Origin of the sequence: Nocardia altamirensis NBRC 108246 (assembly GCF_001612685.1) — a bacterium.
GTDB lineage: Bacteria > Actinomycetota > Actinomycetes > Mycobacteriales > Mycobacteriaceae > Nocardia > Nocardia altamirensis.
Genome location: NZ_BDAY01000043.1, coordinates 25,419 through 46,420 on the forward strand (window position 1 = coordinate 25,419; position 21,002 = coordinate 46,420).

Here is a 21,002-nt window from a genome sequence, read left to right on the forward strand (position 1 = left end):
TCAGTTGACACCGACGCTCTGCGAAATTGTGCTTATGCAGCGTCCCGCGCTTGCTGACGCAGCGCAGATCGAACCGCAATTCGGGAGCGCACCGCAAGTCCTGCGCGCAACGCCAGCCGCAGCGGCGCCTGCCACCAGTGCGGATGCCGGTCGGCCTGGAAGCGGTATGCGCTCGCGTGGTGCGCGGGCAGCATCACCTCGGGGTGCCGTCCCGCGGCATGCCCCTTCGCGTGCGTGACCTCCGCGGACGGCACGAACACGTTGTGCCAGCCCGCCGTGCCCATCCGGTCGCCGAAGTCGACGTCCTCCATGTACATGAAGTAGCGCGAGTCGAAGCCGTCGATCGCGTCGAAGGCCGCGCGCCGCACCAGCAGGCAGGAGCCGGACAGCCAGCCGACGGTCCGCTCGGAGATCTCCTCGTTTTCCTGCCGGTAGCGGCGAGTCCACGGGTTCGTCTTCCACACGGTGCCGAGGATCGCGTGGCCCGCGCCGTCGAGCAGACCGGGCACCCGCCGGGCCGACGGGTAGACGCTGCCGTCCGGTTCGAGCACCAGCGGGCCGAGGGCGCCTGCCCGCGGCCAGCGCTGTGCGGCGGCGAGCAGCTTGTCGATGGAGTCGGTGCCCCAGCGGATGTCCGGGTTGGCGATCACCACGAATTCGACGTCGGGGTCGATCTCCGCGACGGCCCGGTTGATCGCGCCGCCGTAGCCGATGTTGCCGCCGGTGCGCAGCAGCCGCACATGAGAATTGGCCTCGGCGACCAGTTCCGGCACGCCGTCGGTCGACCCGTTGTCGGCCAGGATCACCTGTGGCTTCTCGGTGGTCGCGTCGGCCAGCGTGCTGATGAAGTGCTCGAGGTGCTCGCCCGGCGAATAGGTCACCGTGACGACGGTCAGGCCAACCGCGGCGGCGGTATCGGATTCGGTCACGGGCTAGGAGCCTAGTCGGACAACCGCGCCAGCGCGTCCCCCAGTGCCACTCGCCATGGGCGCAATGGCGTCAACCCGGCGTCGTCCCAGGCACGGTGCGACAACACCGAATATGCCGGGCGCCGTGCGGGTCTCGGAAAAGCGGACGAGTCACACGGCAGGACTCGCTCCGGATCGGCACCGACACCCGAGAAGACCGCACGGGCGAACTCGAACCAGGTGGCCTGCCCGGCGTTGGTGGCGTGCAGCAGGCGCGGGGCGTCCGGGCGACCGACGAGCTCGAGCAGCGCGGCCGCCAGATCGGCGGCGTAGGTGGGTGCGCCGAGTTGATCGTCGACCACGTCGACGGTGTCGCGTTCGCGCTCCAGCCGCAGCATGGTGGCGACGAAATCGCTGCCGCGCCCGGTGTACACCCACGCGGTCCGCACCACGTGCGCCCGCGGCGCCAGCGTGAGCACGGCGTGCTCACCCGCGAGTTTGGACTTCCCGTACACGAGGGTGGGACCGGTCGGATCGGTGGTGTCGTACGGGCGGTCCTCGGTACCGGGGAACACATAGTCGGTGGAGAGATGGATCAGCCTGGCGTCGACCCGCGCACAGGCGGCCGCGAGCACGGCTGGCCCGGTTTCGTTGCCCGCGAACGCCGCTGCGGTGTCGGTCTCCGCACGGTCGACCGCGGTGTAGGCCGCGCAGTTGAGCACGACATCGCCGGGTTCGATGACCGCGCGCACGGCGGCGGGATCGGTGATGTCGAGGTCGCGGCGGCCGAGGGCGCTGGCGTCGGGCGCGAGGCGGATCAGTTCCTGCCCGAGCTGTCCGCCTGCCCCGGTCACCACGAGGCGAGCGGGACGGGCGGCGGCGGACGGGGTCGAGGCGGTCACGGCCCCCAGTCTGGCACGCCGTCGCACCTGCGAATTGAGGGTGTCCGAGCCGCTGTTCGTTAGCCTTCTCCTCAGTTGCCCTCGGCTGGCGCCCGTGTCGAACCTGGGTTTGCTACGAGGGTGCGGGGGCTGTGGAAAGGTGGGGTGGTCGCGTCCACCGCGTGGTCGAAATAGGCATCGGAGCTTGCTGGAAGGATGTCGCGTTGTCGAGAGGACCCAAGTTAGCCGCAACGGGCGTCGCGGTCCGGGCCGAGCAGTTCGCCGAATGCACGGAGGTCTGCGATGACTCGGCCGCGCGGCACTGAAACGCGGCTGCCCGCAGGCGGTCCGGTGCGGATCGTCGCCGCGGTGCTCGCCGTCGTGGTTCTTGTCATCACCGGGTTCGCCTGGAGCAGCGTCGACAACCTCATCGCCAACATCGAGCGCATCGGCGGGCTCGGCCTCGGCGGCGGGCGCGACGGTGCGGTCGACATCCTGCTGGTCGGCGTCGACAGCCGCACCGACGCGCACGGCAATCCGCTGACCGGTCGCGAGCGCGCGCTGCTGCACGCGGGCGACGAGGTCGGCACCAACACCGACACCATCGTGCTGATCCGAGTGCCGAACGACGGCAGGTCCGCGACCGCCATCTCCATCCCCCGCGACTCGTATGTCGACATTCCCGACCTCGGCAAAGGCAAGATCAATTCCGCGTACGGGGCAACCAAGGAAACCCAGCGGCTGAAGCTGATCAAACAGGGCGTCTCCGAGGACGACGCGGACAAGCAGTCCACCAAGGCCGGACGCCAGGCGCTGGTCAAGTCCGTCGCCAACCTCACCGGCATCAACGTCGACCACTATGCGGAGGTGAGCCTGCTCGGCTTCGTGCTGCTCACCGACGCGGTGGGCGGGGTCGAGGTGTGCCTGAACAATCCGGTCGACGAATGGATGTCCGGCGCCGACTTCCCGGCAGGACGCCAACGCCTCGACGGCCCTTCGGCATTGAGCTTCGTCCGGCAACGGCACAACCTGCCGCGCGGCGACCTCGACCGCATCGTGCGCCAGCAGGTCTTCATGGCGCAGCTGGTCGGCCAGGTGCTCAGCGCGAAGACGCTCAGCAATCCGGGGCGGATGAAGCAGCTCAGCGAGGCGGTCGGGCGCACGGTCGTGCTCGACGACGACTGGGACGTGCTCGCGTTCCTGCAACAGCTGCAGGATCTTTCGGGCGGCCAGGTGAGTTTCGAGACGATCCCGGTCACCGATCTGAACTACATGACCAGCGGCGGCGAATCGGTGGTGCGGGTCGACCCGAAGGCGGTCAAGTCCTACGTCGCCGGACTGGTCGGCGATACCAAGGCCACGGAGTCGGACGCGCCCGCGTTCGATCCGGCGACGGTGACCGTCAGCGTGTACAACGCCAGCGGTGTCGGCGGCCTGGCGGGCCAGGTATCGCAGGCGTTGCGCAGTAAGGGCTTCCGCGAGGGTGTGGTCGGCAACTACACCGGCGGGAGCGTCACCGGTAGCCGGGTGCTCACCGCGAACACCGGTGACGCCAAAGCGAAGGCGGTGGCCAAGGAGCTCGGTGGGCTGCCGGTGCTCGCGGATGCGACACTGTCCCCGGATTCGGTGAGCGTGGTGCTGGCGAGCGACTATTCTGGTCCGGGTTCGGCGGCAGCCAGCATGTTCGATTTCTCCGGAACGGCGAGCGCCACCGCAACGCCCGTCCCGCCGGCACCACCTATCGACGCAGGCCAGAATGGACCGAAATGCGTGAACTAGACAGGCGTGAACCAGCTGATGCGTGACTTCGACCAGGCAATCACCCTCACCGAGAAGGTGCTCGATCCGATCCTCGCGCGCGATCCCGCTGGTCCGCGCGTCACCTATTACGACGATGCCACCGGCGCCAGGATCGAGTTGTCCGGGCTGACGCTGGCGAACTGGGCGGCCAAGACCGCCAACCTGATCCGCGACGAGTTCGGGCTAAGTCCCGGCGCCAGGATCGCGGTGCTGTTGCCTGCGCACTGGCAGACCGCCGCGGTGCTGCTCGGCTGCTGGTGGGCGGGCACCGAGGTGGTGCTTCGTCCCGATCAGGACGCCGAGCTGGCCATGGTGACGCCCGATCGGCTCGACGACGCCGACGGTGTCGCCGAGGTGGCGGCGCTGTCGCTCGACGCGCTGGGTGCTCCGGTGCGTGACCTCCCGGTCGGCGTCACCGACTTCGCGACCTCCGTCCGGGTGCACGGTGATCAGTTCCTGCCTGGCGGCGCCGGCGCAGCGCTGGACGGCATGCCGGTGGCGGAGGTGCTCGCCGAAGCAAAGAAATCGGCCATGCGGCAAGGGTTTTCGGAGGGCGACCGGGTGCTGTCGAGCACGTCGTGGGATACCCCGGCCGAGCTGATCGACGGCTTCGTCTCGGTGCTGTCGGCAGGCGCCTCGCTGGTGCAGGTAGTCAATCCCGATCCGGCACAGCGCGAGCGGCGCATCGAATCCGAAAAGGTCACTGCCCAGCGCGGATAATCAGGAATCGCGGTTCGCCGTCACCCGTGCGCAGTACCGTGGACAGCGGTGCCGCGGGTGTGCTCGCCGATCTCCTGACGACTCCTACCACGGTATAGGCGCAGGTCCGACTAGAGGACGTTCCAGAAGCTGACCGGGTTCCGTACGGTGGGACATATCGCACAACGACGGGGTTGGTGAATGATGAAGCCGCAGTATTGGTTCCGCTGGCTGTCCGTGCAAGGCGCGCCGCGCTTGGTGCTGCGCACCCAGGCGAAGCGGGGGGACCTGTTCGCCGAACTGATGGGTGGCCCCACCGGGTACATCGATCCGTACCCGCTCATCGAACGCCTGCGCGGCCGGGGCCGGTTGATCCGCACACCGATCTCCTGGGCCAGCTTCGACCATGAGCTGTGCCGAGCCATCCTGCGCGACACTCGCTTCGGCGTGCTCACCCCCGAAAGCTTCGACGTCCCCGGCCCGGTGCAGAAGCTGGCCAAATACTTCCCGCTGCCGCCGAATCCCGTCGAGCCGCCCTCGATGCTGGTGATCGACCCGCCGGAGCACACGCAGATGCGCAAACCGGTGGCCTCCGCGTTCACCCCGCGCGCCATCGCCAGACTGCGCGACCGCGTCGAGACGGTCACCGAGGAATTGCTCGAGGCACTGCCGTCCGGCGGCGCCACCGATCTGGTCACCGCGTTCTCCGCCCAGGTCCCGATCGCGATCATCTCCGAAATGCTCGGCTTCCCCGAGAAGGACAAGGACTTGTTCCTGGCCTGGGGCGACCAGATGACACCGCTGCTCGACGTCGGAATCTCCTGGCGCACGCACAAGCGGGCGTTGAAGTCCATGGAGGTGATGAACAGTTACCTCGACGACCACATCGCACGGTTGCGCCGCACCCCCGGCGACGACATCCTGAGCACGCTGGTCAGCGCGGGCGAGCTCGATACCTACGCGCTCAAGGCCACCGCGAGCCTGCTGATGGGCGCGGGCTTCGAGACCACCGTCAACCTCATCGGCAACGGCGTCGTGCAGCTGCTCAGCCATCCGGACCAGCTCGACCGGCTGCGCACCGACCCGGAGCTGTGGCCCAATGCCGTCGAAGAGGTGCTGCGCTTCGACTCACCGGTGCAGACGACAGCGCGAACGGCGTTGTGCGACGTCGAGATCGGCGGGGAAAAGCTCCGCAGAGGTGACACCATCGTGCTCTCGCTGGCAGGGGCCAATCGCGATCCCGGCGTGTTCGCCGACCCTGGCCGCTTCGACGTCGCCCGCTCGAATGCCAAGGACCACCTGTCTTTCAGCAGTGGCATCCATGTCTGCCTCGGCGCGAGCCTGGCCAGGATGGAGGGCGTCTATGCGCTGCAGGCTCTGTTCGACCGCTTCCCCGACCTGCAGCTGGACGGCACACCGCGGCGCAGGGAGTTGTTCACGCTGCACGGATACGAGCGGATGCCGGTGCGCCTCGGCCACCGCGCCGCCGCACCCGAACCCACCACGGTGTAGCGCCTCCGGATACCTCAGCTGAAGCCGACGGCCTGTTCGCCCCACGCGGTGTACAGGTCGCGGTCGGGGTTGTCGACGACCCGGTCGACCGTGTCGATCAGCAACGTGGTGCGTGTCGACGGCCGGTACGGCGGCCAGTGTTTCGAGCCGTCGATCGCCGCAGGAACACCATGCGTGGCAAAGGCGAGCCAGCGCCGCATCATTCGGCCCGACACCTCCATGGCCACCTTGCGGCCGCCGAGCCAGAACGTCGGATCATGGTTGAACGAGCCGAAATTGCCGAACACATAGGGCAGTTCGGTGGCATGCCCTGCGCCGACTCGCGCCGCACGCAGCATCGGCGTCGCATGGTCGAAGCGGTACATCCAGGTCGGTGAATGCTGGGCATGCCCGTCGGCCACCCAGTAGGCGGGCATCCGGAACGCGGCGTCGCCGGACATGGCGAGGGCGCCGCGCGTCTTGTCGAGATCCGGGTAGGCCGAGGTGATTTCGGCGATGCGCTCGTGCGAGAGCTCCGGATGACTCGCCGCGACATCGTTGAGCATCGCGTTCACCGCATCCGGGGTCACCGGCATGATCGGCGAGCGGAAGACCCGGAACAGCGACGCCTCGTCCTTGTTGGTGCCGATCAACAACGGCACCCGATGCGAGCGGCCGCGCTGGAACCGGTCGATCGGATAGGCGGGCAGCAGTTCCCCGTCGACCACCGGCGCGGCGGCCAGCCTGCCCGGCTCCTTCAACGGCACCTCGTCCAGCAGGATGGCCGCCACCTCGACGATCTTCTCGATCGGCCAGTCGAGCAGTTCGACGGCCCTGGCCGGCGGTAACTCCAGCAGTTCGAGGAAGCGCCGGGCGACAGCGGCCGCCCGCTCCTGGCCGAAGACCGTTGTCGCGGGCGGACTCTCGGCGATGGCCTGGTGGAACAGCCCGGCCGCGCGCGGCGAGGTCATCAGCGCGGTGACACAGCCCGCGCCGGAGGATTCGCCGAACAGCGTGACATTGCCTGGGTCGCCGCCGAACGCGGCGATGTTCTCGCGCACCCATTCCAGCGCGGCAATCTGGTCGTACAGGCCGAGATTCGGCGTGAAGGGGCCTGGCAACGAGGACAGATCGAGGAAGCCGAGCGCACCGATCCGGTAGTTCACCGTGACCACAACGACGTCACCGGCTTCGGCCAGCTTGCGGCCGTCATAGATGCCCTGGGCCGCGGTGCCGAGGCAGTAGGCGCCGCCGTGCAACCAGACCAGCACCGGACGCGGTTCACCGCTGTCGAAGGTGTGCACCAGGTCGGTGAGGTCGCGCCGCGGCGCCCAGACATTCAGCCAGAGGCAGTCCTCGCCCATGCGCAGGTCGGAATCGACCGGAACCATATTGCCCATGGTCTGCGGGGCGATCTCGCCGAACGTGGCGCAGTCGCGGATGCCATCCCATTCCCGCGGCGGCTTCGGCGGGCGGAATCGGTCGGCACCGATCGGCGCCGCCGCGTAGGGGATGCTCCGCCATACCGCTACCTGGCCGTCCCAGCGGCCGCGCACCGCACCGGTATTCGTCATCGCGACGGGCTCGATGCCGCCGACCGCGGGTTCGGTGTCGGGCTGGATACTCATGACCGCACCTCGCCGACGATCGGTTTCGCCATGACCACATCCGTGGCTGTGTTGATCGATCGCTCGCCGCGTTCGCCCATGGTTTGCACCTCCTGCCAACGCCCCATCAGTATGCTGCAAGTTTGCTGCGATAGGGCCAGCACCTCGTGATCTCCTCTTCGAGGGTACGTCCACCGCGGGCCCCCTGGATATCCGACGCACCAGCTACGCTTGTCCGATGCCGAGTTATAGCTTCCGGTGCCGCAGCTGCGGGGACACTTTCGAGGTGAACCGCCCGATGGCGGAGTCGTCGAATCCGGCGTCCTGCCCGAGCGGCCATGCCGACACCGTCAAGTTGCTGACCACGTTCGGCACGGTCAGCCGTGGTGGCGCGGCGCCGGCAGCAAGTCAGGCGCCCAGCTCGGCAGGCGGCGGCTGCTGCGGCGGATCCTGCTGCGGCTGAGCCCCACGATCACTCGGCGGGCGCGGCGGCGGTCTGCGTGTCGAGCCCGGAGGCGGCAGCTTGCGTAACCACGCAGGCTGCGAACACCACTAATCAGACACAGCGTCGCGGCGATCCACGTGGCCGAGATCACGGTCGGGGGCGACCCGGTCGCGCACCCGCTGCTTGAGCACCGCGATATCGGGAAAACCGCCGTCGGCCTTGCGTTCCCATACCTGATCACCGTCGACGGTGATGCGGAAAACGCCGCCTTCCCCGGGGATCAACGCGACCTCGCCGAGCTCGGTGCCGAAGGTGCTCAACAACTCCTGCGCCATCCAGCTCGCCCGCAACAACCAGCGACACTGGGTGCAGTACTCGATCGCAACACGGGACATGCCAGCCAACGCTACCGGTCATGCCTCCGCCTCGCTGCGCGCGCTCAGGCCTCGATCTCGCCGTCGAGATAGACCCAGGCGCCGTCGGCCCGCAGGAACCGGCTGACCTCGTGCAGCGAGCCGCGTCCGCCCTCCCCCTTGTAGTGCGCGACGAACTCGACCAGGCCGCTGTCGTCGAACAGCCCGCCGTCGGCGGTGCGCAGAATCTCCAGGAAGAGCCACCGCTGACCGGGATCGAGCTCGAGCTCGGCAGGCCTGGTGCGTGGATGCCACGATCGACGCAAGTAATCGGTGTCGCCGACCGCGAAAGCGGTGTAGCGAGATCGCATCAACGCTTCGGCGGTGGCCGCCGCGCGTTTCCCGCTCAGCACCGGTCCGCAGCAGTCGTCTAAGGCCTCGCCACGGCCACATGGACATACTCGCGTCCCACTCATCCCTCGATTCTCGCGCGTCACTGGTGTCACGGTGCACGCCGGGGTGCTGATCTGGTTGTGGTGCAGCAGTTTCGGGGGCGTCGGCTCAGCGCCGCTCGACCGAGGCAAGTGCCGTGGCGATCGCCACCGTCTGTTCGCGCCAACGCCGCAGGTCAGTGACGCTCGGGGCGAGCTCGTAATCGTGGTGATGCGCAGCCCGCGACAACGCGGCCCACAGCGCGGCCACCTGCGCGGCCACCTCGACCCCGGCGAAGGTGCGCAACGCGATCAGCTGCGCCCGCATCGGACAGCGGGCCAGCGCGGGCGCCGTGCGCAACCACAGCTCGTCGACGGACTGCTCCAACGCGATGCGCAGGATCCATGCGGTCGCACGCGACCACAACCCGCCCGCGTCGGTCACCGACCCGGACAGCAGGCGATCCACGGTGTCGAGCCGCTCCGCCACCGAAGGGCGCGCACGCTCGACATCGTCGCCCGGCCTGCGCTGACGCGGCGGGCGCCCATTGGTGTGGCGGCCGCCGCGCGCCGGACCGCGGCGGCGTGGCCTCGACCCGCGCTGCCCGGTCATCGGCGCTCCACGGTCACCGCGCCAGCCATGCGACGAATTTCTCGGTCTCCGTGATCAATTCGCGCATGCTGCGCCCGATCGGCACATGCGCGCCCGCGGTGGCGTCCCGCAAAGCATCGACCACCCATCGGCCTTCGCGCGCGATGAGATGTTTGTTGAGGTCGTCGACCTTGCCGCCGACCCCCATCACCGCGAGCGCGACCTTCGCCCTGGTGGATTGCGCACCATCGATGTGGCGTTCCACGTCACGATGATTCATCCCGTCGGCGAGCAGGGTGCGCCTGGCCCGCGCCAAACTCGCGGCCTCGACGGCGGAACGGCAACAGGTGGCGACCAATTCGTCGGCGATGGCCTCCGGCAGCTGCGGCGTGCGCACCAGGGCCCTGGCGTCATCGAGGTAGCGGCGGACCGGATCGCTGGACACCCGCACCTCGACCACCGAGCGATCCCGCCGCTGCACCTCGAGCACGGTGGCATCGAGCTGCATCCGGCGCACCGCCTCGGCCAGCCGCTCGTCATGGGTGAACACGACGACCTGCCTGGTCCACGCGACCGCGGCAAGCACCCTGGCCAGGCCGTCCACCTTCGCCGGGTCCATCGCCTGCACCGGATCGTCGATCATCACGAAGCGGAACGGGCTCTCCTCGACCGTCGCCCTCGGCAGGAACAGCGACAACCCGAGCGCATGCAGCTCACCCTGGCTCATCACGCCGAGCGCGGCGCCGTCGACCTCGTCGACCGTGACGTCGAGCAACACCCGGCGTGCCGTTCCTGCGTTGCCCTGCAAGCGAATCGCGCCGAGCTCCACATTGCTCTGCTGGCGCAGCGTGTGCCAGACCCAGCGCGCCGTGGTCTCCAGCGGCGTCATGCGTTCCCCGCGCAGGCCTGCGGTCGCCGACTTGAGCCACTCCTCGGCCTTCTTGACGGTGCGCAGTTCGGCCGCGTGCGCAGCGACCTCGCGCGCACCCTCCAGCCAGCTCTTGATTCGCGGCACCAGCGGCGTCCACACCTCATCGAGGCGGTCGAGCTCCTTGCGGGTGCCCTGCTGCACCAGGTCGAGTTCGTCGACGAGCCTTGCGTGCGCGCCGCGTAGCCGGTCCGGCAGATCGACGGTGTAGTCCGCGGAGGTCAGCGCGGCCCAGTCAGCCCAGGCCCTGCGGACCGCGCCGGTGTCCACCGAGGGCGGATTGCGCGGGTCGAAATCCAGTTCCGGCGGAACAAGATCCGGCAGCGACCTGGCAGCGCGCAAGGCTTGACCGAGTTCGGTGCGTGCGGTGGTGAGCGCGTCCACCCTGGCGGCGAGCGTCTCGATCGAGGCGTCGGCCGCGCGCGCCCACGCCGCGTCCAGGTCGCCGCGACCACACACCGGGCACGGGCACGCACCGCTCGCCACGTGATGATCGCGGGCCCTGCGCAGCAGTTCCAGCACCCGCAGGTCCGCCTCGGCATCTGCGGTGGCGCCGCGGGTCAGCGCGGTGCCACAGGCCGCGAGCCGCGTGGCCACCTCGGCAACCTCCGCCGCGGTGGGCAGCGTGAGCCGAACGATGGCGCGCAGACCGGCGGGACCGGCCGGATCGTCGAAAGTGCCGATCACCTCGCGCCCGACGGCGGTGAGGTCCGGTTGCGCGGGTCGTAGTAGACCGGTCACTCGAACGGCGCGGTCGTCGGCCACCGAGCCGAGCGCTTCCAGCAGCTCGAGCCGCTCTTGGCGGGAATCCCGCACGGCGCGTTCCAATTCCAGGCGGCGCAGGCGAATCCGCTCCTGCGCCAAGGTCAGTTCGTCGAGGCCGAGGAGTTGGTGCAGCGCGTCGAACAGGTCGCTCGGCTTGCCGTCGACCAGCGCGCCGAGCTCGCTGTAGGACAGGAAGGGGCGGTACAGCTCCAGCCGTCCTGCCCAGCGTTCCACGTCGAAAGACCTTGGCGCGGCAGGTGGATGCTGTTCGGTCCAGTGCGCGTCGGGCAGGTCCGCGTCGGCGGGCCACTCTTTGGCGATAGTCAGCTGCGGCTCACTGCCCGCGGTGAGCAACTCGACCTCGATACGTGCGGTGTCGCCGTCGTGCAGGTTGCGCCAGCCCTCGCGCCAGGCCGCGGATCGTCCGTCCCAGCGGCGATTTCCGCCGGTGAACACGAGTTCGGCGGCCTCGGCGAAGCTGGATTTGCCGCTGCCGTTGCGGCCGACGACCAGGGTGAGCCCAGGTCCCGGCGGCAGCTGTAACTCGGCCTCGGGGCCGATGCCGCGGAATCCACGCACCCGGATGGCGCGCAGGAAGATGCCGGAATCGTCGAATGTGGTTGCCCGCTCGTCGTTCTCGCCGCCGCCGAGGGCGCGCAATACGGTGCGGACCACCGAGGGGGTCACCGAGGGATCGGCCTCGAGCCGACGCGTCACCACCTCGGTCAGCCGAGGCACCGGATCGGCGTCGGGACGCATCAGGTCGAAACCCCCTCCACCACCGAGCCGCCACACGTCCTCCGATCCGTGCGCGGCGCCACTGTCGAAGCTGTGCGAAACGCTACCCGATCGCATCGAATTCGCCCACCGGAGGTGAGACCTCCGGCCACAGTGCGAATCTGCCCACGGGGCTGGATATGGCCATCGAAACGGCTGGGGCCGCGCCTCGATGTCCACCCCTCGCCAGCCCCGGCGGGCAGCTCGATGGTGTATCACCCAGTTTGGATGGTTCGGTCGAGCCGAACAGGACAGAATGCCAGAGAACGCCCATGCACGCAAGATGTTTTTGCGATCGAATCCCCTGGCGGCGCAGTAATTTCCGTGTGAACCACCCGGGGGGCGGCGCGGCACTTGTCGGTGGCCTGGGGTAGAAATCCGGTCAACCGAGGAACGGGGGAAAGATGACGCGCTGGAGCGAGGACCAGGTCACGGCGCTCGCGCCGGATGCGAGCTCGTTGTCCGCCGCGCGCAAGCTGGCGGGCCGCTGGCGCGGCGCCGGGCAGCACGAGACCGCGCTGTGGGGACTGTGTCAGGGCAGCGGCGCCAAGCCGTATCAGACGATCGTCGATCTGGCCGGGCCCGCGTACAAGTGCTCGTGTCCCAGCCGCAAGTTTCCGTGCAAGCACGCGCTGTCGCTGTTGCTGGAATGGGCGATGGGCCGGGTCGAGCAGGCGCCCGAGATCGCCGATTACGCGGCGACCTGGATCGACGGCCGGATCGCACGGGCAACCAAGCCCGCGGCGGAAACCGCGACCCGCACGTCGAATCCGGCGACCGCCGAACAGCGGCGGGTGCGGGTCACCGCCGGGCTGGAAGAACTCGATGTCTGGCTCGGCGATCAGATCCGCACCGGGCTCGCGCAGACCGACCGCTCGTTCCGTGCCTTCGAGACGATCGCGGCCAGGATGGTCGATGCGCAAGCACCCGGTGTCGCCTCGGCGCTGCGTCAGCTGCCGACCACCGTGGCGACCAGGGCCGACTGGCCGGATGCCGTGCTTGGCGAGTATGCGCGGCTGCACCTGCTGATCGCCGCGCATCGACGGCTGGACGAGGTGTCTGCGGAGCTGCGCGCCAGCATCCGCACCCATGTCGGCTATCCGAATCCGGCCGAGGCGGTGCGCACCGAACCCGCCGTCCGGGATCGGTGGCAGGTGCTCGGCCTCCGGATCACCGAGGAGGAACGCCTCTATACCCGGCGAACCTGGTTGTACGGCCGCGAATCTCGACGCTGGGCGCTGGTGGTCGACCACTCGTTCGGGTCGCCCGCCTTTCCGGCGGACGTGCCGACGCTCGGTTTCCTCGCCGACGCCGACCTGCACTATTACCCAGGCGCCGCACCGCTGCGCGCGCTGTGGGGCGAACGGCACGGGGCAGCAACTCCTTTCACCACACTGCCGGTCGACCAGGATCGGCCTGGCACCGTCGCCGCCGCGCTCGCCGAGCACGCCGTCGCGCTCGGCGCCGATCCGTGGCTGCGCGGCTGGCCGGTGCTGCTCGCCGAGGTGGTGCCGGTGCGCACCGAAAATGGTTGGTACATCGTCGAATCCGACGGGACCGCACTGCCTGTCGCGCCGTCCGAACAACCGTGGCGGCTGCTCGGGGTGTCCGGCGGACATCCGGTGACGATCACCGCCGAGTGGACCGGCGCGGGCCTGCACCCGATCTCGGTGTTCAGCGCAGGCGACGTGATCGATCTGGCCAGGCTCGATGCGGCAGGCCGGAATGCACCGAATGCCCATGCGGCGCAGGCCTCGAACATCGCGGACCTCACCTCCGTCGCGCTGCTCGGCACCGCGCGCCGGGCACCCGACCAGACAGGCCTCGCGGCGCCCGTGGCGAACGCCACCGCGCTGCTCACCGCCGATCCGGCGCTGCGCCTGCTCGAATCCGCAGCGCTCCAAGACGTTTTCGCGCGCGGCGGCGTCCACGCGACCACGGTGACCTCGCCAGCGCCCGCCGACGACGACACCCGCAGGCTGCTGCCGCGTCCCGCCGCGGCCCGGCTCGCCCGCATGCTGCAGGAGCGGTCCGCGTTCCTGCCCGAATGGTTCGCCGCCGCACAGCCGCACGACTACCGCGCGCCCGACGCGCTCTGCGGACAGCTGCTCGACCACGCGAAGAGCAACGCGGAACTCCGCGAGCCGCTGCTGCGGCTCGCGGGCACCCGAGGCCGCTGGCTGGCAGGCCAGCATCCGGACTGGCGCAACCTGATCCGACAGCAGCCTGCCGCGACGCCGACGGCGGAGGTCTGGCAGTTCGGGCAGCCGCCCGAGCGACGCGCCTGGCTGGCCGCGCTGCGGCACAGCGACGCCGCCGCGGCCCGCGAAACCCTCACCACCGCATGGCCGAAGGAGTCGGGGCCGCTGAAAGCCGAGCTGCTCGCGCTCCTCGCCGATGGGCTCTCGCCCGCCGACGAGCCACTGCTGGAGGCCGGCCTGGACGATCGGCGCGCCGACGTCCGGCGCACCGCGGCAAGCCTGCTGCCCCTGCTGCCGGATTCGGCGTTCGCGCACCGCATCGTGCGACGCGCAGGCGACTGGATTCGCGTCGAACACCGCAGGATGCACGCGGAACTCGTTGTCGCCCTTCCGGACACGATGGACGCCGCCGCCAAGCGGGACGGCATCGCCGACCGCAGCGTCGAGTTCACCTACCGCTGGGGCGGCGCACCGGACACCACCGCGGGACGGCTGCGCCAGCTGGTCGCGGCGACACCGCTGCGCCACTGGTCGACTGTCCTCGGTGCACCGGACAAAGCCGTCAAGGCGAAGATCGACGAACGCTTCCGCCAGCCGATCTTCGACGGCTGGGTGGACGCGACGCTGGCACAGCAGGATTCGGCTTGGGCCAGGGTGCTGTTCGACGCTGGCGTGCCGACCGATCTCGCCATGCTGCGCCGACGCGAGCTGTTCGGGCTGCTCCCGCAGGCCGATCGGACCAGGCACCTGCTCGACCTGGACGGCTCCTGGCTCTCCGAGATCGAGGCGCTGCTGCCCGCGGTGGGTCATCCGTGGCCGGAACCGCTGGCACAGCACCTGATCCTGTTGCTGTTCGAACGGGCCCGCGCCGCGGCGCGGCGGCCGGAAGCACACGGCAACACCCCGAACGCGCACCGCTCGCTGCTGGCCACCGCCTCGGTGCACCTTCCGCTCGTCGCCGCGGACGCCGCCGCCGTGGTGGCCCGCCGCTGCGACGATCCCGCCTGGGAGCGGGCTTTCGATCAGCTCGCCCATGACCTCACCCACCGCTCGATGATGCTCGAGGAGTTGCAATGACCACCACCGACGTGACGCCCGACCTGCTGCGTCCGCACGCCGAACAGGCCTATGCCGAGGAACTGCGCACCCTCGCGGCCATCGACGATCGCCCACGTCCGCCGTCCTGGCAACTGTCCCCCTGGGCGGTGGTCACCTACCTGCTCGGCGGCACCCTCGACGACGGCACGGTGATCAGCCCCAAGTACGTTGGCCCACGCAGGCTGATGGAGGTCGCGGTCGCGACGCTGGCGACCGACCGGGCCCTGCTGCTGCTCGGCGTGCCAGGCACCGCCAAAACCTGGGTTTCGGAACATCTTTCGGCCGCCATCTGCGGGCAGTCGACCCTGCTCGTCCAGGGCACGTCCGGCACGGCGGAGGAGGCGATCCGCTACGGCTGGAACTACGCGCGGCTGCTCGCCGAGGGGCCGAGCGAAGGCGCGCTGGTGCCGTCGCCGGTGATGACCGCGATGCGCGGCGGGGCGATCGCTCGGATCGAGGAGCTCACCCGCATCCCGTCCGACGTGCAGGACGCGCTGATCACCGTGCTGTCCGAAAAGACGCTGCCGGTACCCGAACTCGGCATGGAGGTGCAGGCGACCAAGGGCTTCAACGTGATCGCCACCGCCAACGACCGGGACCGCGGCGTGAACGAGCTGTCCTCCGCCCTGCGCCGCCGCTTCAACACCGTCGTGCTGCCGCTGCCCGCCAGCGAAGACGAAGAGGTCGCCATCGTCAGCCGCCGCGTCGAACAACTCGGCGCGGCACTGGAGCTCCCCGAAATCCCGGCCGCCGCCGAGGAAGTCCGCCGCGTGGTGCGCGTCTTCCGCGAACTCCGCTCCGGCATCACCGCCGACGGCCGCACCAAACTCAAATCCCCCTCCGGCACCCTGTCCACCGCCGAAGCGATCTCGGTGATCACCAACGGCATCGCCCTGTCCGTCCACTTCGGCGACGGCATCCTGCGCGCCGCCGACATCGCGGGCGCGGTCCTCGGTTCGGTGATCAAGGACCCGGTCGCCGACGCCGTCGTCTGGACCGAATACCTGGAAGCTGTTGTCCGCGAACGCCCGGACTGGTCGGACTTCTACCGCGCCTGCCGCGAGGTCAGCAGGTAGTCGTGCACAGCGCAGGCGAACACGGTCGGCGACACCCGAAGTCCCAAGGTGCCGTCGACCGCGCAATGGACCACGACACAAGTCAGGCACGAAGGGGGTGACGCGATGACCACTGCAGACAACGTCACGGCGGCCGAGAACGGCACGACAACGCGCAGCGCAGCGGCGAGCGACCCAGCCGCGACCGATGCTGCGGCAGATGGCACCGAAACTGTCGGAGCCGACACGGCCAGCGGCACAGACACAGCGAGGCTAGCCACGTACGGCAGCGCTGTACCAGGTGGCACGAAGAACGCCGGCGCGTACGAAGCTGGCACGGCGACCAGCAGCACGGAGTCAGCCGGGCCAGCAACGGCCAGCGGCACAGACACAGCCGACCCGGCCACGGCTGGCACCACGCCGGACGGCGCGGGGACTGTCGTCACGGCATCTGGCAGCGTGGCAAAAGGCGGCTCGGTGACGCGGGTCTTCGGGATCAGGCACCATGGTCCGGGGTCGGCGAGGTCGCTTCGGTTGGCGTTGGAGGCTTTTCGGCCCGACACCATTCTGATCGAAGGTCCGGCCGATGCTGATCCGCTGGTCGGATATGTGGCTGCGGCAGGGATGGCACCGCCGGTCGCGTTGCTGGCCTACGTGCCCGATACGCCGGCAACCGCGGCGTTCTGGCCTTACGCGGTGTTCTCGCCGGAGTGGCAGGCACTGCAATATGCCGTGGAACACGAAGTGCCCGTGCGCTTCTGCGACCTGCCGGCCACCACGGTGCTCGCCGCCGAGGACGAGCCGGGCGATCGGTTCGACCCGCTCAGCACGCTGGCCGCGGCAGGCGGCTACGACGATGCCGAGCGTTGGTGGGACGCGGTCGTCGAATCCACTCCCGACGCAGCGGCTTTCGACGCCATCACCGAGGCCATGGCGGCGTTGCGTGAAGCAGCTGACGATGGTCACGCAGGCACGACCTCTGCCTCGATACCCGACCTCGAGCCCGCACGGGGCCTGGCCGCCGGAGAACTCTCCCGCCGAGACCAGTCCCCTCCTCAGTCCGGCTCGGCGGGCTCGGCGGGCTCGGCGGGCTCGGCGGGCTCGGCGGGCTCGGATGCCATCGAATCCGGCTCAGGGGCAGACCGATCCGCGGACCCGATCGCCGGGGACGTCGGCGCGGACCCGGCGGCGATCAGCGACCACGAGGAAGGCGCGGCGGCTGATTCGGTGGCCGAGGCGGTGGCCGACGTCATCGAGCCGGGGCCGGTTCCGCTCGATCCTGTCCGCATCGATGCGCACACGCTGCGGCGTGAGGCGTTCATGCGGCAGACGATGCGTAAGGCGGTCAAGGACGGCGCGCGGCGGCTTGCGGTGGTGTGCGGCGCGTGGCATGCACCGGCACTTGCGGGCAAGCTCGGACCTGCGACGGCGGATACCGCGCTGTTGAAAGGACTTCCGAAGACCAAAGCCACGCTGACCTGGGTGCCGTGGACGCATTCGCGGCTCGCCACGACCTCGGGGTACGGGGCGGGCATCACCTCGCCGGGCTGGTATCACCATCTGTTCACCGAGACCGAGCGGCCGATCGTCCGCTGGCTCACGAAGGTGGCCGGCGTGCTGCGCGCCCACGATCTGCCGGTGTCGAGCGCGCACATCATCGAGGCGGTCCGGCTCGCCGAGACGCTCGCCGCGCTGCGCGGCCGCCCGCTGGCCGGGCTGTCGGAAGTCACCGAGGCCACCAGGGCGGTGATGTGCGCGGGCGACGAGACGATGTTGCGGCTGGTCGTCAACGAGCTCGTGATCGGCGAGGCACTCGGCACCGTGCCGGAGGGCACGCCGACCGTGCCGCTGGACGCCGACCTGCGTGCGCGGATCCGTTCGCTGCGCATGAAGCAGGAGGCGTTGTCGCGGACGATCGATCTGGACCTGCGTAAAGAGCGCGAGGTCGAGCGCTCCCGCCTGCTGCATCGGCTGCGGGTGCTCGACATTCCGTGGGGCACGCTGACCACCAGCGAGGTGCGCAGTACCGGCACCTTCCGCGAGACATGGACGCTGGAATGGCGTCCGGAGTACGCCATTTCGATCATCGAGGCGTCGCGGTGGGGCACCACCGTCGGCACCGCCGCCGAGGCGAAGATCTTGGATACCGCGAGCCGTGCGGACAGCACCGTCGGCGAGCTGACCGCCGCGCTCGAGGTGGCGCTGCTTGCCGATCTCGGCGGCGCCACCGATGGTTTGATCACCCGGCTGGAATCCGCGGCCGCCCTCGATCACGACATCACCCACTTGCTCGCCGCGCTGCCCGGCCTGATCAGGACGTTGCGCTACGGCGATGTCCGCGGCACCGACACCAAGGCGCTCGCGCACGTCGCCGACGGCCTGCTCGTCCGCGTCTGCGCTGGCCTCCCCGGCGCCGTCACCGGCCTCGACACCGACGCGGCCACCGAGTTCCGCGCGCTCCTCGACGCGGCACACACCGCCGTCCACACCCGCGACGACGGCTGGGCCACCACGGAATGGCTCGGCGCGCTGCGCAAGCTCGCCGACCGGGACGACGTGCACGGCGCACTCGTCGGTCGCGCCGTCCGGCTGCTCTGCGACGCGGGCATCATCGACGACATCGATTCCGCCCGTAGGCTTTCCGCCGCCCTGTCGGTCGGCAACACCGCCGCGGCGAAGGCCGCGTGGGTGGACGGCTTCCTCGGCGGCCGCGGCCTGCTGCTCGTGCACGACCGAGAGTTGTTGCACCTCATCGACGCATGGCTGCGTGACCTGCGCGAGGACCAGTTCGTCGAGACACTTCCGCTGCTGCGCCGCACCTTCGGCGCGTTCGAGCCTGGTGAGCGACGCGCCATCGGACAGGCCGTGCGCAAGGGCGGCGTCGTCTCGACTGCCGCAGGCACGAGCGCCGACGGCCAGTTCGATCTCGAGCGCGGCAGCATCGCCATGCGCACCGCCGCGGAAATCCTAGGAGTATCGGTATGAACACTGTCGACGAAACCCAGGCTCGGCGTTGGCGTTTGGTCCTCGGCACGGCTGCCGAGGAAGGCCTCGGCGGGCTCGGCTCCGCCGATGATCTGGCGATGGATCGGGCACTGTCCGCGCTGTACAACGACGACGAGCGCAGCTCGGACAAGCGGTCCGGCGGCCTCCAGGGTTCCGCGCCTCGGGTGGCGCGCTGGCTCGGCGATATCCGCAACTACTTCCCGTCCACCGTGGTCGAGGTGATGCAGCGCGACGCGGTGCAGCGGCTGAACCTCACCCAGCTGCTGCTCGAGCCCGAACTGCTCGAGGCGGTCGAGCCCGACGTGCATCTGGTCGGCACGCTGTTGAGCCTGAACCGGGTGATGCCCGAAACCACCAAGGCCACGGCGCGTCTGGTGGTGGAGAAGGTGGTGCGCGAGATCGAGCAGCGCATCGCCGCGCAGACCGTCGCCGCCATCTCCGGCGCATTGAATCGGGCCGCTCGCATCTCGCGGCCCCGGCTGCGCGATATCGACTGGGACCGCACCATTCGCAAGAACCTGGCCAACTATCTGCCCGAGCATCGGACCGTCGTGCCGGAGCGGCTGGTCGGCTACGGGCGCAAAGCCCAAGCGGTACAGCGTGATGTCGTGCTCGCCATCGACCAATCCGGTTCGATGGCGGCCAGCGTCGTCTATGCCTCGATCTTCGGCGCCGTGCTCGCCTCCATGCGCTCGCTGAAGACGTCGCTTGTCGTGTTCGACACCGAGGTCGTCGATCTCACCGAGAAGCTCGATGATCCCGTCGACGTGCTGTTCGGCACGCAACTCGGCGGCGGCACCGACATCAACCGTGCCATCGCCTACTCCCAGTCCCTGATCACCCGCCCCACCGACACCCTCTTCGTCCTCATCTCCGACCTCTACGAGGGCGGCGTCCGCGACGAAATGCTGCGCCGCGTCAACGCCATGAAGGAATCCGGGGTCCAGGTGGTCGTCCTGCTCGCGCTGTCCGACGAGGGCGCTCCCGCCTTCGACCACGACAACGCCGCAGCCTTGGCCGCGCTCGGCGTCCCCGCGTTCGCCTGCACCCCCGACAAATTCCCCGACCTGCTCGCCGTGGCCCTCGACCACGGCGACCTCCAGTCGTGGGCCAACCGCAACACCAGCCACAGCTGAGGTGGTGCGCCGATCGCTATCGCGGCGGGGCGATCTCAGGCCGACAGACTGACGATGCCCTGGACCAGGCTGAGGAATGTCACGGCGATGCCGAGCAAGGTGCCGAGAGTGCTGAAGGGTTCCACGGGACTCCTATCTGAACGAGCGAACAGACAGCTCCGCCGATCGTACGACAGAGTCAGCGGCATCCCCGCTCGTTCGACGGTTCGCCGCACGAGAAGTTTTCAGCTGGTCATCATTGGTTTAGAAGAGACTGGACCCGTTGATCCCCATACGGTCGCCGAGGCGGGAGCAGCTGAGGATGCAACAACACGGCCAGCACCAGCAACCCGGTCGCGACATCGGTGCCCTGCCAGCCCAGAACGAGCGCAGATCCACAGAAAGAGCACGAATCCAAGTCTTGGATCGCGAAACCCCCACACCCGCACACCTTTCGCCTTCCCGCGCACTTCCCGTCTTCCCGCACACGGTTTCGTCGGCGATTCGCTGCGCAGGAGCTCGAAAGGTGCGCGGCGCAGAATCTTTGATCTTGAAAGCTCTCGAAACCGGACCACAGCCAAGTAACCCGGCTGGAACGAGAGAACCCGTGATCGACTGCGGGAGGTCAGCCGGGTACGGCAGGCGAAGCAACCACGCTAATCCGGTGCACACACCGAGATGTCGTACTCGCGTAGGCAACCGTAGAGCCGGGGAAATCTTTCCGCTCTTTTGCCAGACCTGGGTAAGTCCGGCTTTGATGGACGGTTTGCGTTGGCCGTCTCGGGGTTCGGGGATCTTGGGGAGGTGTGCTTTGCTCCGCGGGTTTCACGTCTCCTGGCGAGCGGGACGG

At 69.2% G+C, this 21,002-nt stretch carries 15 protein-coding genes; 8 read left to right on the plus strand and 7 right to left on the minus strand.

What is annotated here, in order from left to right:
- Nucleotides 1-32: 32 nt before the first annotated feature.
- Both NA11_RS22725 and rfbD read right to left on the minus strand, forming a co-directional pair.
- A complete protein-coding gene (locus NA11_RS22725; protein WP_245746078.1) occupies nt 33-929 on the minus strand; it encodes a glycosyltransferase family 2 protein in 897 nt (298 codons plus the stop codon).
- A gap of 11 nt (nt 930-940) precedes the next feature.
- Nucleotides 941-1,810: a dTDP-4-dehydrorhamnose reductase gene (rfbD, locus tag NA11_RS22730; RefSeq protein ID WP_069163988.1), complete on the minus strand. Its 870-nt coding sequence runs from the start codon at nt 1,808-1,810 to the stop codon at nt 941-943.
- 282 nt (nt 1,811-2,092) lie between these two features.
- On the opposite strand from rfbD, the gene NA11_RS22735 reads away from it, so the two are divergent.
- The 3 genes from NA11_RS22735 (at nt 2,093) to NA11_RS22745 (ending at nt 5,800) form a co-directional block, all read left to right on the plus strand.
- Nucleotides 2,093-3,568 (plus strand): LCP family protein, encoded by a 1,476-nt coding sequence (locus NA11_RS22735; RefSeq protein WP_084654961.1) that lies wholly within the window; start codon nt 2,093-2,095, stop codon nt 3,566-3,568.
- Between the two features lie 18 nt (nt 3,569-3,586).
- Nucleotides 3,587-4,309 (plus strand): TIGR03089 family protein, encoded by a 723-nt coding sequence (locus NA11_RS22740; protein ID WP_069164001.1) that lies wholly within the window; start codon nt 3,587-3,589, stop codon nt 4,307-4,309.
- Nucleotides 4,310-4,492: 183 nt separating this feature from the next.
- Nucleotides 4,493-5,800 carry a cytochrome P450 gene (locus tag NA11_RS22745; protein ID WP_069164002.1) on the plus strand — a complete coding sequence of 436 codons (1,308 nt, stop codon included), beginning with the start codon at nt 4,493-4,495 and terminating at the stop codon, nt 5,798-5,800.
- 14 nt (nt 5,801-5,814) lie between these two features.
- Here NA11_RS22745 and NA11_RS22750 read toward each other — a convergent pair whose 3' ends face one another.
- The gene (locus NA11_RS22750; RefSeq protein WP_084654962.1) at nt 5,815-7,407 is read right to left on the minus strand and encodes a carboxylesterase/lipase family protein; all 1,593 of its coding nucleotides are present in this window, start codon (nt 7,405-7,407) and stop codon (nt 5,815-5,817) included.
- Between the two features lie 217 nt (nt 7,408-7,624).
- On the opposite strand from NA11_RS22750, the gene NA11_RS44020 reads away from it, so the two are divergent.
- Entirely contained in the window at nt 7,625-7,849 is a 225-nt protein-coding gene (locus tag NA11_RS44020; protein WP_084654964.1) for an FmdB family zinc ribbon protein, read from the plus strand.
- Between the two features lie 89 nt (nt 7,850-7,938).
- Here NA11_RS44020 and NA11_RS22755 read toward each other — a convergent pair whose 3' ends face one another.
- From NA11_RS22755 to NA11_RS22770, 4 genes are all read right to left on the minus strand, one after another.
- Nucleotides 7,939-8,226, minus strand: a complete 288-nt coding sequence (locus NA11_RS22755) for an Rdx family protein (protein ID WP_069163989.1) — start codon at nt 8,224-8,226, stop codon at nt 7,939-7,941.
- A 44-nt stretch (nt 8,227-8,270) separates the two neighbouring features.
- The gene (locus NA11_RS22760; protein WP_069163990.1) at nt 8,271-8,660 is read right to left on the minus strand and encodes a YchJ family protein; all 390 of its coding nucleotides are present in this window, start codon (nt 8,658-8,660) and stop codon (nt 8,271-8,273) included.
- Nucleotides 8,661-8,745: 85 nt separating this feature from the next.
- Nucleotides 8,746-9,228, minus strand: a complete 483-nt coding sequence (locus NA11_RS22765; RefSeq protein WP_084654966.1) for a hypothetical protein — start codon at nt 9,226-9,228, stop codon at nt 8,746-8,748.
- A gap of 13 nt (nt 9,229-9,241) precedes the next feature.
- Complete coding sequence (locus NA11_RS22770) at nt 9,242-11,755, minus strand: AAA family ATPase (protein ID WP_245746080.1); 2,514 nt, start codon at nt 11,753-11,755, stop codon at nt 9,242-9,244.
- 326 nt (nt 11,756-12,081) lie between these two features.
- Here NA11_RS22770 and NA11_RS22775 point away from each other — a divergent pair, with 326 nt between their 5' ends.
- The 4 genes from NA11_RS22775 (at nt 12,082) to NA11_RS22790 (ending at nt 20,173) form a co-directional block, all read left to right on the plus strand.
- Nucleotides 12,082-14,955: an SWIM zinc finger family protein gene (locus NA11_RS22775; RefSeq protein WP_069163992.1), complete on the plus strand. Its 2,874-nt coding sequence runs from the start codon at nt 12,082-12,084 to the stop codon at nt 14,953-14,955.
- Complete coding sequence (locus tag NA11_RS22780) at nt 14,952-16,052, plus strand: ATP-binding protein (protein WP_069163993.1); 1,101 nt, start codon at nt 14,952-14,954, stop codon at nt 16,050-16,052. Before NA11_RS22775 ends, NA11_RS22780 begins: the two co-directional genes overlap by 4 nt.
- A 438-nt stretch (nt 16,053-16,490) precedes the next feature.
- Complete coding sequence (locus tag NA11_RS22785; RefSeq protein WP_069164005.1) at nt 16,491-19,016, plus strand: DUF5682 family protein; 2,526 nt, start codon at nt 16,491-16,493, stop codon at nt 19,014-19,016.
- Complete coding sequence (locus NA11_RS22790) at nt 19,013-20,173, plus strand: VWA domain-containing protein (RefSeq protein WP_069163994.1); 1,161 nt, start codon at nt 19,013-19,015, stop codon at nt 20,171-20,173. The genes NA11_RS22785 and NA11_RS22790 overlap by 4 nt, the downstream gene beginning before the upstream one ends.
- Nucleotides 20,174-21,002 lie beyond the last annotated feature (829 nt).

Coding starts and splice junctions, on each gene's coding strand:
- NA11_RS22735 (WP_084654961.1), top strand. CDS start 2,093: ATGACTCGGCCGCGCGGCACTGAAACGCGGCTGCCCGCAGGCGGTCCG.
- NA11_RS22740 (WP_069164001.1), top strand. CDS start 3,587: ATGCGTGACTTCGACCAGGCAATCACCCTCACCGAGAAGGTGCTCGAT.
- NA11_RS22745 (WP_069164002.1), top strand. CDS start 4,493: ATGAAGCCGCAGTATTGGTTCCGCTGGCTGTCCGTGCAAGGCGCGCCG.
- NA11_RS22750 (WP_084654962.1), bottom strand. CDS start 7,407: ATGAGTATCCAGCCCGACACCGAACCCGCGGTCGGCGGCATCGAGCCC.
- NA11_RS44020 (WP_084654964.1), top strand. CDS start 7,625: ATGCCGAGTTATAGCTTCCGGTGCCGCAGCTGCGGGGACACTTTCGAG.
- NA11_RS22755 (WP_069163989.1), bottom strand. CDS start 8,226: ATGTCCCGTGTTGCGATCGAGTACTGCACCCAGTGTCGCTGGTTGTTG.
- NA11_RS22760 (WP_069163990.1), bottom strand. CDS start 8,660: ATGAGTGGGACGCGAGTATGTCCATGTGGCCGTGGCGAGGCCTTAGAC.
- NA11_RS22765 (WP_084654966.1), bottom strand. CDS start 9,228: ATGACCGGGCAGCGCGGGTCGAGGCCACGCCGCCGCGGTCCGGCGCGC.
- NA11_RS22770 (WP_245746080.1), bottom strand. CDS start 11,755: ATGCGATCGGGTAGCGTTTCGCACAGCTTCGACAGTGGCGCCGCGCAC.
- NA11_RS22775 (WP_069163992.1), top strand. CDS start 12,082: ATGACGCGCTGGAGCGAGGACCAGGTCACGGCGCTCGCGCCGGATGCG.
- NA11_RS22780 (WP_069163993.1), top strand. CDS start 14,952: ATGACCACCACCGACGTGACGCCCGACCTGCTGCGTCCGCACGCCGAA.
- NA11_RS22790 (WP_069163994.1), top strand. CDS start 19,013: ATGAACACTGTCGACGAAACCCAGGCTCGGCGTTGGCGTTTGGTCCTC.